Source organism: Mesorhizobium sp. M0243, assembly GCF_040321775.1.
Lineage (GTDB): Bacteria > Pseudomonadota > Alphaproteobacteria > Rhizobiales > Rhizobiaceae > Mesorhizobium.
Map to the genome: position 1 here is coordinate 160,926 of NZ_JAMYSF010000003.1, position 14,323 is coordinate 175,248.

Annotated in this window: 15 protein-coding genes; 10 read left to right on the top strand and 5 right to left on the bottom strand. The window is 63.1% G+C overall.

Features of this window, described 5'->3' with window-relative positions; all coding sequences use genetic code 11:
* Nucleotides 1-100: 100 nt before the first annotated feature.
* Nucleotides 101-1,324: a TadE/TadG family type IV pilus assembly protein gene (locus NKJ11_RS04900; RefSeq protein ID WP_128304793.1), complete on the top strand. Its 1,224-nt coding sequence runs from the start codon at nucleotides 101-103 to the stop codon at nucleotides 1,322-1,324.
* A gap of 134 nt (nucleotides 1,325-1,458) precedes the next feature.
* On the opposite strand, the gene NKJ11_RS04905 is transcribed toward NKJ11_RS04900, so the two are convergent.
* The gene (locus NKJ11_RS04905) at nucleotides 1,459-2,175 is read right to left on the bottom strand and encodes a glutathione S-transferase family protein (protein ID WP_352442471.1); all 717 of its coding nucleotides are present in this window, start codon (nucleotides 2,173-2,175) and stop codon (nucleotides 1,459-1,461) included.
* Between the two features lie 106 nt (nucleotides 2,176-2,281).
* Here NKJ11_RS04905 and NKJ11_RS04910 point away from each other — a divergent pair, with 106 nt between their 5' ends.
* Both NKJ11_RS04910 and NKJ11_RS04915 read left to right on the top strand, forming a co-directional pair.
* Nucleotides 2,282-2,638 carry a winged helix-turn-helix transcriptional regulator gene (locus NKJ11_RS04910; protein WP_352442472.1) on the top strand — a complete coding sequence of 119 codons (357 nt, stop codon included), beginning with the start codon at nucleotides 2,282-2,284 and terminating at the stop codon, nucleotides 2,636-2,638.
* A 59-nt stretch (nucleotides 2,639-2,697) separates the two neighbouring features.
* Entirely contained in the window at nucleotides 2,698-3,207 is a 510-nt protein-coding gene (locus NKJ11_RS04915) for a CAP domain-containing protein (RefSeq protein ID WP_023813529.1), read from the top strand.
* Between the two features lie 9 nt (nucleotides 3,208-3,216).
* Here the strand turns inward: NKJ11_RS04915 and NKJ11_RS04920 are convergent, their stop codons facing one another.
* From NKJ11_RS04920 to NKJ11_RS04930, 3 genes are all read right to left on the bottom strand, one after another.
* The gene (locus tag NKJ11_RS04920) at nucleotides 3,217-4,749 is read right to left on the bottom strand and encodes a DHA2 family efflux MFS transporter permease subunit (protein ID WP_023813528.1); all 1,533 of its coding nucleotides are present in this window, start codon (nucleotides 4,747-4,749) and stop codon (nucleotides 3,217-3,219) included.
* A 304-nt stretch (nucleotides 4,750-5,053) separates the two neighbouring features.
* A complete protein-coding gene (locus NKJ11_RS04925; RefSeq protein ID WP_352792804.1) occupies nucleotides 5,054-6,235 on the bottom strand; it encodes an HlyD family secretion protein in 1,182 nt (393 codons plus the stop codon).
* Nucleotides 6,232-6,711: a MarR family winged helix-turn-helix transcriptional regulator gene (locus NKJ11_RS04930; protein WP_023813527.1), complete on the bottom strand. Its 480-nt coding sequence runs from the start codon at nucleotides 6,709-6,711 to the stop codon at nucleotides 6,232-6,234. Before NKJ11_RS04930 ends, NKJ11_RS04925 begins: the two co-directional genes overlap by 4 nt.
* Before the next feature lie 213 nt (nucleotides 6,712-6,924).
* Between NKJ11_RS04930 and NKJ11_RS04935 the strand changes: the two genes are divergently transcribed.
* The 6 genes from NKJ11_RS04935 to NKJ11_RS04960 are packed head-to-tail and all read left to right on the top strand — an operon-like array spanning nucleotide 6,925 to nucleotide 12,722.
* Nucleotides 6,925-7,533 (top strand): CDP-alcohol phosphatidyltransferase family protein, encoded by a 609-nt coding sequence (locus tag NKJ11_RS04935; RefSeq protein WP_352752970.1) that lies wholly within the window; start codon nucleotides 6,925-6,927, stop codon nucleotides 7,531-7,533.
* A 39-nt stretch (nucleotides 7,534-7,572) separates the two neighbouring features.
* Nucleotides 7,573-9,357 (top strand): bifunctional alpha/beta hydrolase/class I SAM-dependent methyltransferase, encoded by a 1,785-nt coding sequence (locus tag NKJ11_RS04940; RefSeq protein WP_502905785.1) that lies wholly within the window; start codon nucleotides 7,573-7,575, stop codon nucleotides 9,355-9,357.
* Nucleotides 9,358-9,362: 5 nt separating this feature from the next.
* The gene (locus NKJ11_RS04945; protein WP_352611829.1) at nucleotides 9,363-10,688 is read left to right on the top strand and encodes a phosphatase PAP2/dual specificity phosphatase family protein; all 1,326 of its coding nucleotides are present in this window, start codon (nucleotides 9,363-9,365) and stop codon (nucleotides 10,686-10,688) included.
* Nucleotides 10,685-11,128, top strand: a complete 444-nt coding sequence (locus tag NKJ11_RS04950) for a hypothetical protein (RefSeq protein WP_352553885.1) — start codon at nucleotides 10,685-10,687, stop codon at nucleotides 11,126-11,128. The genes NKJ11_RS04945 and NKJ11_RS04950 overlap by 4 nt, the downstream gene beginning before the upstream one ends.
* The gene (locus NKJ11_RS04955) at nucleotides 11,125-11,787 is read left to right on the top strand and encodes a lysophospholipid acyltransferase family protein (protein WP_352553883.1); all 663 of its coding nucleotides are present in this window, start codon (nucleotides 11,125-11,127) and stop codon (nucleotides 11,785-11,787) included. The genes NKJ11_RS04950 and NKJ11_RS04955 overlap by 4 nt, the downstream gene beginning before the upstream one ends.
* A complete protein-coding gene (locus NKJ11_RS04960; protein ID WP_352792805.1) occupies nucleotides 11,787-12,722 on the top strand; it encodes a phosphatidate cytidylyltransferase in 936 nt (311 codons plus the stop codon). Before NKJ11_RS04955 ends, NKJ11_RS04960 begins: the two co-directional genes overlap by 1 nt.
* A 64-nt stretch (nucleotides 12,723-12,786) precedes the next feature.
* On the opposite strand, the gene NKJ11_RS04965 is transcribed toward NKJ11_RS04960, so the two are convergent.
* Nucleotides 12,787-13,215 (bottom strand): Fur family transcriptional regulator, encoded by a 429-nt coding sequence (locus NKJ11_RS04965; protein WP_023813521.1) that lies wholly within the window; start codon nucleotides 13,213-13,215, stop codon nucleotides 12,787-12,789.
* Nucleotides 13,216-13,359: 144 nt separating this feature from the next.
* Here NKJ11_RS04965 and NKJ11_RS04970 point away from each other — a divergent pair, with 144 nt between their 5' ends.
* Nucleotides 13,360-14,307 carry a metal ABC transporter substrate-binding protein gene (locus tag NKJ11_RS04970; RefSeq protein ID WP_128304802.1) on the top strand — a complete coding sequence of 316 codons (948 nt, stop codon included), beginning with the start codon at nucleotides 13,360-13,362 and terminating at the stop codon, nucleotides 14,305-14,307.
* Nucleotides 14,308-14,323: the final 16 nt, after the last annotated feature.

The following is a 14,323-nucleotide window of genomic DNA, read 5'->3' on the forward strand; positions in this document are numbered from 1 at the left end:
TGTGCTGCATTTTAGCATTTACGCATTTTAGCATTTACTTAAATTGCTCGTAGGGATCTTTGGCGTATCACCTGAGCTTTACGAAGTTCGGCGAGGAACTATGTTCGCATTGAAAGGCTTCTGGTCTTCGGAGCGTGGCAACTTTGCCATAACGACCGCCATCGGGATGCTGCCGATAATGATTGGTTTGGCCGGCGCCGTTGATCTGATCGGCACGAGCCATGACGCCTCGCAACTACAGAACTCGCTTGACGCGGCGGGGCTCGCCATCGGCACGAAGTTCTCTCCCGATATGGCGGCCGGCGATGTCCAGCAGCTTGGGCTGCAATTCTTCGCCGCCAATATGAGCGTGGCCGACCAGCAGGAATATCTGGGCAGCGTCTCCGCTTTCGCGGCAACGGCAAGCGGCAGCCCAAGCGCCTACTTTATCTCGCTGTCGTCCAGCATAAGCCGCCCAAGCTTCATCAGCGCCTCGGCCCCCTGGCAGGCCTACCGCTCGGCCTCGGTCAAGATAAAACCTGGCGCGCAGGCCTGCGTGCTGGCGCTCGATCCGCATGCGTCCGCCGCCGTGAACCTGCAGGGCTCGACCAACGTCTCGATGGACAATTGTGTGATCGCGGCGAACTCGGACGCCCCCGATTCCGTGAACAGGGGCGGCTCCGCCCTGGTTTCAGCGGGCTGTGTCTCAACTGTCGGCGGCACCAGCGGGCTGTTGCCACCCAGCGCCAGTCTCGCCTGCGGAACGCCGCACGAACATCGGTACGCATCCTTTGATCCGCTGGCCGACGTCGTTCCTCCCCCTTACACATTGTGTTTGCCGGTCCCGAACGGCAAAACCTACACGCTGTCGCCAGGCACTTATTGCGACAAGACATTGTCGGGAAACATCACGCTTAATCCGGGCGTCTACATCATGCGCGGCACCACCATAAAGCCAGGGGGAAACGGCAGCCTGACTGGCCAGGGCGTGACCATATTCCTCATGGAAAGCGCTCAGATCTACATAAATGCCAATGAGAAGGTGAACCTTTCCCCGCCCACCAGCGGCCCTTATGCCGGTATCACCATTTTTCAGGATCACGGCAACACGTCTGCTCTGACATTGAATGGCGGCGCAAATTCCGTGATCAGCGGTTTTATCTACGCGCCGGACGCGCCCATTTCCTACGCCGGCAACTCTGATATGAGCGCCCAGGGCAACTGTCTCAGGCTTGTCGGCAATACGATACAGATGACCGGAAACTCGTCCGTCAAGTCGGACTGCGCGGCGGCGCTTGGAAATCGCACAATGTATGCCGATCGGATGATCACTCTGGTGAAATGAGAAACGACAGGCGGCCCAAGCGGTCGCGTTGAGAAAAAATGCGGTCGCGTTTAACAATGCCGGAGTGCGGCGACCGCACTCCGGCAGATCAGTGCCTCTCACAAAGGCACATCCTGGTTGAAAATGGGGTATCGCTACGATTGCGCCGGTGCAGCGAAGCGATCGATCACCTCAGTCAGGGGGACGTGGCCAAGGCAGGCGCCAGAACCGGCGGGTTGTTCGCCATCCTCGACAGCCAGGGCATAACGCACGGCCGGATCGGCTTCGATGCGAAGGCGCAATCCGGCCAGCTTGGGATAGGCAGCGCCGTCGATCGCCTGGTGAAATTCCGCCCAGCGTGCCACGCCGATCAGCGTGGTATCGGCAAGAGTCAGCCCGTCGCCGACCAGGAAATCCGTACCGGCGATCATCGCCTCGAGCCGATCATGACGTTCCGCAACGGCCTTGCGGCCGAACTCCCGCAAGGTCGCCTTCAGCGCGGGTTCATCCGCCGCCATTTCCAATGCCACCCAGAGCGGGCTGAAGGCGGCGGTGAAACCGGTGTTCACGAAGGCCATCAACTGGTGCATGCGGTCGGCTTGCGGCGTGCGCGGTTCGAAGCTGATGCGACGCTGTGTGTCGCGGGCTTCGAGCCATGCGGCGATGGCCATTGTCTCGGTGAGCACCCGGCCTTCGTCGGTGATCAGCACCGGCGTTTCCTGACGGTCGTTGATGCTGGCATAGGCATCGTTTTTCATCTCGGTGAGCATGTCGACGCGGCACAGGCGATAGGGTTGCCCGACGCGTTCGAAGGCAGCGACGAGCCCCATCGAGCTTCCCGCCGGGAAGCCATAAAGCAGGATAGGTTCCATTTGTTTTCTTCCGTGATTGAGGAGATCACGCCGCGCAGCGAAACTTGACCCTAAACGCTGGTCGTCCCATGTAAATTACGCACAATTCTGTAACCAGGATCCGCCCATGAAAGACGTCGTCTCACGCTGCCCGATCGAAGAGACCATGCGCGTGCTCAGCGGCCGCTGGCCCACGCTGCTGCTCTATTATCTGAAGGACGGGACCAAGCGGTTCAGTGACCTGAGACGCGACAACCCCACCGTGTCGCACCGCATTCTGGCTCTGGAACTGCGCAAGCTCGAGGACGCCGGTATCGTGAGGCGAACGGCCCGCTCGGGCTATCCGCTGCGGGTCGACTATGACCTCACGGCGCCTGGCCGCAAGCTTGTACCGCTCATCGACGCGCTGGGCTCGTGGTGGGTGCATACGGAAGACGACCGGATGCGCGGTTCCTCGGACGCAGATCTCGATACTGCCGCCTAACATCTTCGATTTTCGCCGCCCTGCCCGGCAAAAGCCATGATCGACGTTATCTCAGGGGCATGACCATAGCGAAAATCGAAACCTACCCGATGCCGAATCTGAACAGGCGCATGGTGTTGACCGGCCTCGCCGCCCTAGCGGGACTCGCCGCCTGCAGCACTGTTTCACTGCCAACCGGCGAAGGCGCCGGGGTCTCCTCCTCCGCCACCGGCACGCTGGCCAGTATCCGCGCCTCGGCCGGGCTGGCGCCGATGGTCCCCGACCGGCAGCTCGAACAGGCCGCCCTGCAGCAGGCCGGCTACATGGCGCAGCGCCGCCGCATGAGCCACACCACCGGCTGGGGCAAGGATTTCGCCTCGCGCGTCAGGGACAATCGAATTTCCGGTGCCGCGGCGGAGAACATCGCCGAGGGCCGTTTCGATCTTGAGAAGCTGTTCGACATCTGGGTGCATTCGCCCGGCCATCGCCGCAACATGCTCGACCCGCGCTTCACCCGCTTCGGCCTTGCCTATGTGCGCGACGGCGGCGACAGCAAGCTCCGTTACTGGAGCCTGGTGCTCGGGAAATAGGATGGAAAGCTAGTCCATATGCGCTGCCGGCGCGCCGCCGGCAGGCGCCTGCTTCGGCTTGCGCAGCAGGAAAACAAACGGAATGGCAAGCAGCGTCATCACCATGAGCATTTTGAAGTCGTTGACGTAGGAGATCATCATCGCCTGGAGATTGACCATGCGATCGACCTGTGAGAGCGCCATGGGATCGCCGCTCGCGGCGGCTGGAGAGACGGCCCACAGATTCGGATTGAACGGGTTGATGAAGGCCGAAAGCTCGGTGTGGTTGACCTGCGTGTTGCGCACCATCAGAACCGTCACGACCGACACGCCGATGGATGAGCCAAGATTGCGCACCAGGCTGAACAAAGCCGTGGCATCGGTGCGGAAGCGCACGTCAAGCGTGGCGAAGGCGACGGTCGACAGCGGCACGAACACCATTCCCATGCCCAGGCCCTGGATGACGCCGGAGCTGAGGATCAGCCAATTGTCCATCTGCGGGGTGAAGCTGGACATGGTGTAGAGCGATTGCGCCGTGAGCAGGAAGCCGATGACGACAAGAATCCTGGCGTCGATCCTGCTCATGAGCCGCCCGACGACAAGCATCGAAATCATGGTGCCGACACCGCGTGGCCCCAACACGACACCGATGGTGACGGTCGGATAGCCGAAGATGGTCGACAGCATCGGCGGCAGCAGCGACATCGAGGCCAGGATCAGCACGCCCATGACGAAGATGAATGCCAGCCCGGTCACGAAATTGCGGTCGAGGAAGATCTTGGGATCGATGAAAGGACGTTCCGCCGTCAGCGTGTGGATGATGAACACCCAGAATCCGGTGATCGAAAGAGCAAGCTCGATCCAGATCTCGACCGAGGAAAACCAGTCGACCTCGCCGCCGCGGTCGAGCAGCAGCTGCAGCGCGCCGACACCGAGCGATAACATGGCGAAGCCGAAGAAATCGAAGCTGCGCACCCGCCGGGCAACCGCCGGCAGATAGGCGGCCATGCCGAGGAAGGCGATGATGCCGACCGGCAGGTTGATGAAGAACACCCAGCGCCAGTTGAAATTTTCGGTCAGCCAGCCGCCGAGCGTCGGACCCAGAATCGGCCCCAGCATGATGCCGGCGCCCCAGATGGCCATTGCCTGGCCGTGACGTTCCCTGGGGTTGATGTCGAGCAGGAAGGTTTGCGACAGTGGCACGATGGCGGCGCCGAACACGCCTTGCATCAGCCGGAAGAACACTATGCTCTCCAGGCTCCAGGCGATACCGCACAGCATCGAGAATACGGTGAAACCGACAACCGCCCCGAGGAACAGTTCCTTGCGGCCGAAGCGATCGGCCAGCCAGCCGGTGACCGGCGTCATGATGGCGGCGGCAACGATGTAGGAGGTCAGCACCCAGTTGATGTTGTCGGGTGAGGCGCCGAGATCGCCGGTCATGGTCGGCAGCGCGACGTTGGCGATCGTCGTGTCGAGCGCCTGCATGATCGTCGCCAGCATGAGCGCGACCGTGATCAGGCCGCGATGCGGCACTTCTTTGAAGGGTTCGGGCGTGCTCATGGCATGAAACTTCCAGCAGGTAACAAAAACGTGTACAAGGGGTTTCCGGGCGGCAACGCCTTCCGTTGAGAGACCCTCGTCGCGGTGGGACGCGATTGTCGATGTGGGGGTTACATCGACTGAAAGTCTCTGATGAGCGGATGCCTGCCGCCCGGAAACATGAGGACCGACGGGTCCGCGTCGGAGATTTCAGATTTCGGCCAGGCCGCTACGCGGCACGCCCAAACGCTGATCCTCCAGCTCCTCCCATCAGACCAATCCTGCTATTCACCTCCGCCGCTGGTCCTGCGGCATTCTGTTGACGTTACTGCGCGGCCTCGCCAGCCGTGGCGTGACCGAAGATCGAAGGCAGGCCACGCGCCACGCCGGTGTCGACGGTAACGGTGGCGCTCATGCCGGTGCGCAACGCCATCTTGGCGTCCGCATCGGTCAATTCGAGACGAACCGGGATGCGCTGCGTGACCTTGACCCAGTTGCCGGTGGCATTCTGGGCTGGCAGCAGCGAGAACTCGGCTCCCGTGCCGGCGCCGATCGCCTTGACCGTCGCCTCGAAGGTGCGCCCTGGATAGGTGTCGACCACGATCTCGGCCTTCTGGCCGGGCTTCATGTGGGTGAGCTGCGTTTCCTTGAAATTGGCATCGATCCAGGTGTCGCCGGTCTCGACCAGTGAAAACAGCGGCGTGCCGGAACCGACATACTGGCCGACCTTGAACGACGAGGCCTGGCTGGCGATGCCGTCCGCCGGCGCCTTGACCGTGGTCTGCGCCAGGTCGTAGGCCGCCTTGTCGCGCGCGGCGAGCGCGGCCATCACGGTCGGGTGCTTGTCGGTCTCGATGTCGGGATTGCCGCCAAGGGCTGCCTTGGCGCTGATGATGCCTTGCTCGGCAACGGCCAGCTGCTGCTTGGCCTTGTCGAGATCGTTCTTGGCCTCGTCCAGCGACGATTTGGCGTTGATGCCCTTCTGGGCAAGATCGGCGGCGCGGTCGAACTGCGACTGGGCGAAGACGACCTGGCTGGCATCGGACTTCTGCTGAGCCATCGACTGGCCATAGGCCGCGCGCAGCTGCTCGACATTGAGACGCGCGCCCGCCACCGCCGCGTCGGCCTGCGCCAGCGCGATCCGGTATGGCTCGGGGTCGATGGCAAACAGCTCGTCACCCTGTTTGACCAGCTGGTTATCGAAGATGTCGACCTTGACGATGCGGCCTGCCGTGTCGGAAGCGATCGACACCTTGGCCTGTTGCAGGTTGGCGTTCTCGGTCTCCTGGTAGCGGCCGCCGGTGACCCAGACGTAGCCGCCCCCGACAGCGAGTGCCGCGGGCAGCGCGACCATCAGCAGGAAGCGGCCCAGCCGGCGCTTTTTCTTCACCGGCGCCGGGGCCGGCTGCACTGGGGGAGCAACCGCCACCGGGGCCGCGGCCGGCTGCGCCGGCGCTTCCATCTCCAGTTCGGTCGTGTTCTTGTCTATCTTGGCTACCGCGTTCATGCTGCTGCGCCTTCTGTATTCTTCACTTTTTCAATGGACGGCGTCTCGTCGTCGGTCAGGTTGCGGACCATCGCCTCGAGCCCTTCGACGAGGACGCGACGGGCTTCCGGCTTCACGCCGACCAGCGATTCCTCATAGACTTCCCCGGCAATGCTCTTGATCACGGCGTAGGCGTCGCTCGCCTTGGGCGTCAGGAAGATCATGCGGACGCGACGATCGGCGGCGTCGGCACGACGCTCGATCCAGCCTCCCTCCTCCATGCGGTCGACCAGGCGCGAAACGCTGATCGGCTCGATTTCGAGAAGTTCGGCCAGCCGTGCCTGCGCGACGCCGTCTTCCTTGGCAACGCGGACCAGAAGCCGCCATTGCGCCGAAGAAAGCCCCAAGCCACTGGCCCTCGCCTCGAAGCGCTTGCGCATCAGGCGCTGCACGTCGTGAATCAAGAAGCCCAATCTGTCGATGCCATCGGAAACCATGAGCGGGATATATAATAAGCGTGCTCACTATTCAAGATGCCGCGTTGCATAAGAAGCCGGCAGATATGCACGACAGTCATGCGATGCAGGCATGGTTACCGATTGGTGAGCGCCTGTCGCCATGCCAGCCGGCTTCGCCGCTCCGCCACGTCATGCTGGTCGGGTCTGACATATTGATGTACAGCCGTTGGTCAGGATCGGGGGATCACGAAAATGCCGACGCTCTACGCTCTCAAGCCGGCCTTCCAGGGACGGCTGCGGCCGCTGGTCAATCGGCTGGCGGCAATCGGGGTCACCGCAAACAGCATAACCATCCTGGCGGCCGTGATGTCGATAACCGCCGGCGCGGCCATCGCGATCCTGCACGAATGGCGCTGGCTGCTGTTGCTTATCCCCGTGGTGATGTTCGTGCGCATGGCGCTGAATGCCGTGGATGGCATGCTGGCACGGGAACATGGGCAGGCGTCGACGCTCGGCATGTATCTGAACGAGTTGTGCGACGTCGTTTCGGACCTCGCACTGATTCTTCCTTTTGCCGTCTTTCCGGAATTTGGCGCATGGGGCGTCATCGCCTTCGCGATATCGGCCGTGTTGACCGAATTCGCCGGCGTGCTCGGCATTGCCGCCAAGATCGGACGCAACTATGCCGGGCCATTCGGCAAGAGCGACAGAGCGCTGGCGCTCGGTGTGGTCGCCGTGCTGTGCGCCGCCGGGATCTGGCCGGCATCGATAGCACCGTTTGTGTTTCCGGCCATGGCAACGCTTTCGCTGCTGACCGCCATAAACCGGATACGCGCCGGCCTTATTGGCAGCGCCAGCTGAGCATCGAGGCTCGCCATGCCGCCAGAGGGGAAGACCATGATGCACGAACCAATCGCCGCCGCGGCCACGCAAAGCCTTGCGCGGCAAGCGCAGGAGCGGGTTTTCCGCAGCCATGACGGGACGGAGATCTTCTACCGATTCTGGCCGGCGGACTCCGCCGGTGCCAAGGGCGCGGTGGTGCTGTTCCATCGCGGCCACGAGCATGGCGGCCGCATGGCCCATCTCGTCGATGAATTGCGGATGCCGGACCACGCCTTCTATGCCTGGGACGCCCGCGGCAATGGCCGCTCATCCGGCGAGCGCGGCTATGCCCCGTACTTCTCGGCGCTGGTGCGCGACATCGACTGCTTCATGCGCGAGATTGCAGCCAGGGATGGCGTCGCCACTGGGGATATCGCGCTGATCGCGCAGTCCTTCGGCGCCGTGCTCGCCGCCGCCTGGGTGCATGACTATGCGCCGAAGCTGCGCGCCATGGTGCTGGCTTCACCGGCCTTCTCGGTGAAACTCTACGTACCCTTCGCCAAGGAGGGCATCGCGCTCTGGCAGAAGATCAAGGGCCGCTTTTTCGTCAATTCCTACGTCAAGGCGAAATTCCTGACCCACGATCCTGTGCGCATCGCCTCCTTCGAGAGCGATCCGCTGATCGCGCGGCCGATCGCTTCCAACATCCTGGTCGAACTCTACCAGCATGCCGCACGCATCGTCGCTGACGCCCGCGCCATCAGCGTGCCGACCCAGCTTCTGCTCTCGGGCAGCGACTGGGTGGTGCGCCACGGCCCGCAGCACGAGTTCTTCGTCAATCTCGGCAGCCGCACCAAGGAACGCCATGTGCTGCCGGGCTTCTTTCACGACACGCTGGGCGAACGCGACCGGGCGCAGGCCCTCGAGCTGATCCGGCCGTTCCTCGCCAGGCAATTCGCGGCACCGGACGCGCCGGTCGACCTGAAGCAGGCGGACATCGCCGGCTACACCCGCGACGAGGCCGACCGGCTTGCCTCGCCGCTCGCTCTGATGTCGCCCAAGGGCCTCTATTGGGCATTCAGCCGCGCCTCCATCCGCATGGGTGCCTGGGTCTCGCAGGGCATGAAGACCGGCATCGCCACCGGCTTCGATTCCGGCTCGACATTGGATTACGTCTACGAGAACGACGCGCGGGGTCTCACACCTCTTGGCCGCGTCGTCGACCGTGTCTTCCTGGAGGCCATTGGCTGGCGCGGCATCCGCCAGCGCAAGCTGCATCTCGAAGAGCTCATCGGCTCTTGCGTGGCGACGCTCAAGGCCGCTGGCCGGCCGGCGCACATTCTCGACATCGCCGCCGGCCATGGCCGCTATGTTCTCGATGCCATCGCGAAGAGCCCCGACCAGCCAGCGAGCGTTCGCCTGCAGGATTATTCCGACCTCAACGTCCAGCTTGGCCGCAAGCTGATCGCTGAGCGGCAATTGCCGGCTGATGTCTCGTTCCAGCGCGCCGATGCCTTCGATGCCGACATGCTCGCCAACGTCGATCCGGCCCCCGACCTCGCCATCGTTTCCGGCCTCTACGAGCTGTTCTCGGACAACGCGATGATCGCCCGCTCGCTTGGTGGTTTGGCCAGCGCCATGCAGCCGGGCAGCCTGCTGCTCTACACCAACCAGCCTTGGCATCCGCAGCTCGAGATGATCGCCCGCAGCCTGACTTCGCATCGCGGCGGCGAGGCCTGGGTGATGCGGCGGCGCACGCAGGGCGAGATGGACCAGCTCGTCGAATCCGCCGGGTTCGAGAAGCTCGACCAGCGCATCGACCAATGGGGCATCTTCACCGTCTCGGTCGCGCGGCGCCGCTGAACAGCATGGTCTTATCGCCTGCACCCACCGCGCGCGCCGAGCCTTATGGACGGGTGGTCGTCAGGGCTGCGCTCTGGCTGGCCTTGCTGGCACCATTCTTCTATCTCAGCTACGGCTTCGCCAACTGGCTGGCCTCGCGGCGCGACGATGTCGGCAGCATCGTGTTCTCGTGGGAGCACGGCATTCCGTTCGTCGCCTGGACCATCGTGCCCTATTGGTCGATCAACCTGTTCTACGGCCTGTCGCTGCTGCTCAACAACGACAGGCAAGGGGTGGACCGCCTGGCCGGGCGTTATCTCACCGCGCAAATCGTCGCCGTTGCCTGCTTCATCCTGTTCCCGCTGACCGCGACATTCGTGCGACCGGCGACGACCGGCCTGCCCGGCTTCCTGTTTGCCGTGCTCGGCGGTTTCGACAAGCCGTTCAACCAGGCGCCCTCGCTGCACATCGCCCTTCTGGTGATCATCTGGGATCATTGGCGCCACCGGCTCGGCGGTTTTCTCCTGGCGCTCTGGCACGGCTGGTGCTTCCTGATCGGCGCCTCGGTGCTGACGACCTGGCAGCATCATTTCATCGACATCCCGACCGGCGCGCTGCTCGGGCTCTTTGCGTTGTGGCTGTTTCCGCGCAGCGGCGCGTTGCCGTTTTCAGGCTTCCGGCTGACCAGCGATGTGCAAGCGCGGCGGCTGGCGCGGTTCTATGCGCTGGGCGCCGTTCTTGCGCTGGCGGGCGCCGCGCTCGGTGCATTCGTTTGCGCTGTCGCCCTCTTCCTGCTTTGGCCGGCTTTGGCGCTGGCCATCGTCGCCCTCGCCTATGCAGGGGCAGTCGAAAAAGTGTTCCAGAAATCCGCCGATGGCAGCATCACGCTTGCAAGCCGTGTCCTGCTCTTGCCTTACCGTCTCGGCGCCAGGGCAAACATATGGGCCTGGACGCGCAAACTTGCTCCCCAGGTGGCGATTGCCGATGGCGTCTTTCTCGGGCGCTTTCCCACTACACGCGAGGCCAACGGCTTCGGCACGGTCATCGACCTTGCCGCCGAACTTGAAAGACCGGCGGCACCCGATTGCCGCTGGATCAGCTTTCCGATGATCGACCTGTTGCCGCCGCCCGTGTCGGTACAGCAACAGGCAGCCGGCGCGCTGGAAAGCGCGCGCCGGGATGGCACCGTGCTGGTGTGCTGCGCGCTCGGCTTCCAGCGCAGCGCCGGCGTCGTCGCCGAATGGCTTGTGGCGACCGACAGAGCCAGGACGCCGGCGCTTGCCCGCGAGATGCTCGCGGCCCTCGGCCGGCCGGTTCATCTTGCAGAAGCCACGGATCCGGTAGCGTCATGACCGGCAATGCCTATCAGGACCGCACCGACCGCTTCGCCGGCATGCTGATGCGGCAGGCAGCGTGGCCGGCTGCAATCGTGGTGGCCGCGAATGTCCTTGCGCCGCTGGCTGCCTCGACGCGCGGCGCTTTCGAAAACTTGCCCGCGGCCATTGCTTTGTCGATCACCGCCGCGAGCGCGGTGGCGGTGCTGATGCTGTCGACACTGCTGGCGTTTGACGCGCTGCTGTTCCGGATCATGGCCAGCCATGACGACGAAGCTTCCGGCGGTGCCGCAGTGGACGACATGCTGGCGCGCATGCGCCTGAAAACGGCCCCGTCCGCGACACGTTCGCTTGATGACCGCATGGCCGGCACGCGTCGTCTGCTGTTCAAGCAGCGTGCCGCCCTGGCTCTGTTTGCCGCAGCACTTCTGGCGGCAGGGTTTTGGGCGCCGCGATGAACAGGCTTTCGCTCAAGACCTTCACCTTGCTGCAGACTGTAACCTCCGTCGGCCTGTCGGCGCTGGCCCGGATGGTAACCGGGGTGCGGCCGATCTGGAACGGCAGCCTGCCCTCCGACCGCCAGCGCATCTATTTCGCCAACCACACCAGCCATGGCGACTTCATCCTTTTGTCGGCCTGCCTCAGCGAAAGGGAGCGCGCGATCACCCATGCTGTTGCCGCAGGCGAATATTGGGGGAAGTCGCGGCTGCGCCGCTTCATCGCGCAGGATATGCTGTCGTCGGTGCTCATCAACCGGCAGTGGACGAGACCTGAGGAAAATCCGATCGAGATCATGCTGTCGGTTCTCGACCAGGGGCACTCGCTGATCCTGTTTCCCGAAGGCACACGCAACATGACCGAAGAGCCGCTGCTGGCATTCCGCTCCGGGCTCTACAATCTGTCGACGGCGCGGCCTGAGGTCGAGCTGATCCCGTGCTGGATCGAGAACATGTCGCGCGTGCTGCCCAAAGGCCAATTCCTGCCGGTGCCGCTGCTGTGCCGCGTCGTCTTCGGCCCGCCGGTGGCGATCGGTCCGGGCGAAGAACGCCGCGCCTTCCTCGAACGCGCCCACGCCGCGCTTCTGGCGCTCAACCCGCGTCCCGAGCGAGACGATTGATGCGCCACGAGATCTCCATCCTGATCATCGGCCTGCTGGCGGTTTTGACCACCGCCAGCATCGTCGCCACCATACTTTCGGCGCGGGCGCCCAAGCCGCTCAGTTCGACGCTGGTCAATCTGACCCAGCGCATCAACGCCTGGTGGGTGATGGTGGCGCTGATGACGGTCGCCTTCTTCTTCGGCCGTTACGGGATGACCATCCTGTTCGCTCTGATCTCCTTCGCCGCGCTGCGCGAATTCGTGACGCTGACGCATACGCGCCGCAGCGACCATTGGGTGCTGCTCGGCATGTTCGGCATCATCATACCGTTTCAATACTGGCTGGTGTGGACCGCCTGGTACGGGCTCTTCGTCATCTTCATTCCGGTCTATTGCTTCCTGCTGATGCCGGCCATCACGGCGCTGCATGGCGACACGGAACGCTTCCTCGAGCGGATCGCCGCGCAACAATGGGCGGTGATGATCTCGGTCTATTGCGTCAGCCACGTCCCTGCCCTGCTGACACTCGACGTGCCGGGCTTCGAAGGCCGCACCCTGCTGCTGATCGCCTTTCTCATCATCGTCGTGCAAGGCAGCGACGTGCTGCAATACATCTTCGGCAAGCTGGTTGGAAAACACCGTTTCTCGCCGAACGTCTCGCCGTCGAAAACCTGGGAAGGCCTGATCGGCGGACTGGTGTCGGCGAGCCTGCTCGGCGCGCTGCTATCGTTCGTGACACCCTTCTCGCCGCTGCAGGCAGCAGCCGTGGCCTTCGTCGCCTGCTCGATGGGATTTCTCGGCGGGCTGGTCGCATCGGCCATCAAGCGCGATCAGGGCGTCAAGGACTGGGGCCATCTCATCGAAGGCCATGGCGGCATGATGGACCGCACCGACAGCCTGGTCTTCGCCGCCCCGGTGTTCTTCCACATCGTGCGCTATTTCTGGACCGTGTGATCCGGCGATCTGTTGCCGCGCTCAAAGCGGTTGCGGATGAGCATGGTGACGACCAGAAACCACGCTATTTAGCGCGTTTCCTGACATACAGTTCCAGCTTGTGGCGGACGATTTCGAAGCCAAGCTCCGACGCTATCTCGGCCTGCAGTTTCTCGATTTTGTCGGAACGGAACTCGATCACCTGACCGGTGTCGAGGTCGATGAGATGGTCGTGATGTTCACGGTCCGCGTTTTCGAACCGGGCGCGGCCCTCGTCGAAGGCATGACGCTGGATGGCGCCTTTCTCCTCCAGGAGCCGCAACGTCCGGTAGACGGTCGACAAGGAAATGCTGCCGTCGATCTGGTGGGCACGAGAATACAATTCGTTCGCGTCCGGATGGTCGTGCGCATCCGCCAGCAGCCGCAAGATCACCTTGCGTTGTTCGGTCATCCGGACACCGGCGGCTTTCAAATTGCTCCGGAATCGCTCGAAAAGGTCGTTGTCCGCTTTCATCCGTCATACTTAGCCGCGTTGCCACGCGACTGCAATTAGCTACTTGCAAATCAGTTGCAACTGCAATATCAGATGCAAATCACTTGCATTAGCATGACGTGACTAGCGCATGGGCGACGATCAACTCCAGTCGAAAGGCATCCGATGACTGTTTCTGCTTCCCCAACCCGCAGGACGATGCAGCGGGCGCTTGGCGGCCTTGTGGCCATCGGTTTTGCGACGATGGCGAGCCTCGTTCCGGTCATGGCACAGGAGACCCGGCCTGCGGCAGGGAAGGTTCTGCGCGTCGTGACGACGTTCACGATCATCCAGGATATCGCGCAAAACGTGGCCGGGACCGCGGCAATCGTAGAGTCGGTGACCAAGCCCGGCGCTGAAATCCACGATTATCAGCCGACGCCGCTCGACGTGGTGAGGGCGCAATCGGCCGACCTCGTGCTCTGGAACGGCATGAACCTCGAACGCTGGTTCGAGAAATTCTTCGACAACGTGAAGAACGTGCCGAGTGCCGTCGTCACGGAGGGCATAGAGCCGATGGGGATCAAGGAGGGACCTTACGAAGGCAAGCCCAATCCGCATGCGTGGATGTCGCCGAAGAACGCCCTCATCTATGTCGAGAACATCCGCAAGGCGCTGTCCAAGGCGGATCCGGCAAACGCCCCGGTCTATGCCGCCAATGCCGCCGCCTATTCGGAAAAGATCAAGGCAATCGACGAGCCCATGCGCAAGCGCCTGTCGGCGATCCCAACGGACCAACGCTGGCTGGTTACAAGCGAAGGCGCTTTCAGCTACCTGGCACGCGACTTCGACCTGCGCGAAGCCTATCTGTGGCCGATCAACGCCGACCAGCAAGGCACCCCGCAACAGGCGCGCAAGCTGATCGACCTGGTGCGCGAGAACAAGATTCCGGTGGTGTTCAGCGAAAGCACCATTTCCGACAAGGCGGCCAAGCAAGTCGCGCGCGAAACCGGAGCCACCTATGGAGGCGTTCTCTACGTCGATTCGCTGAGCGAGGAAGACGGCCTGGTTCCGACCTATCTGAAGCTTCTCGAAACCACCGTCGAGACGATCGTCCAGGGGTTCGGCGGGTGACCGGGGTTCGCACCGC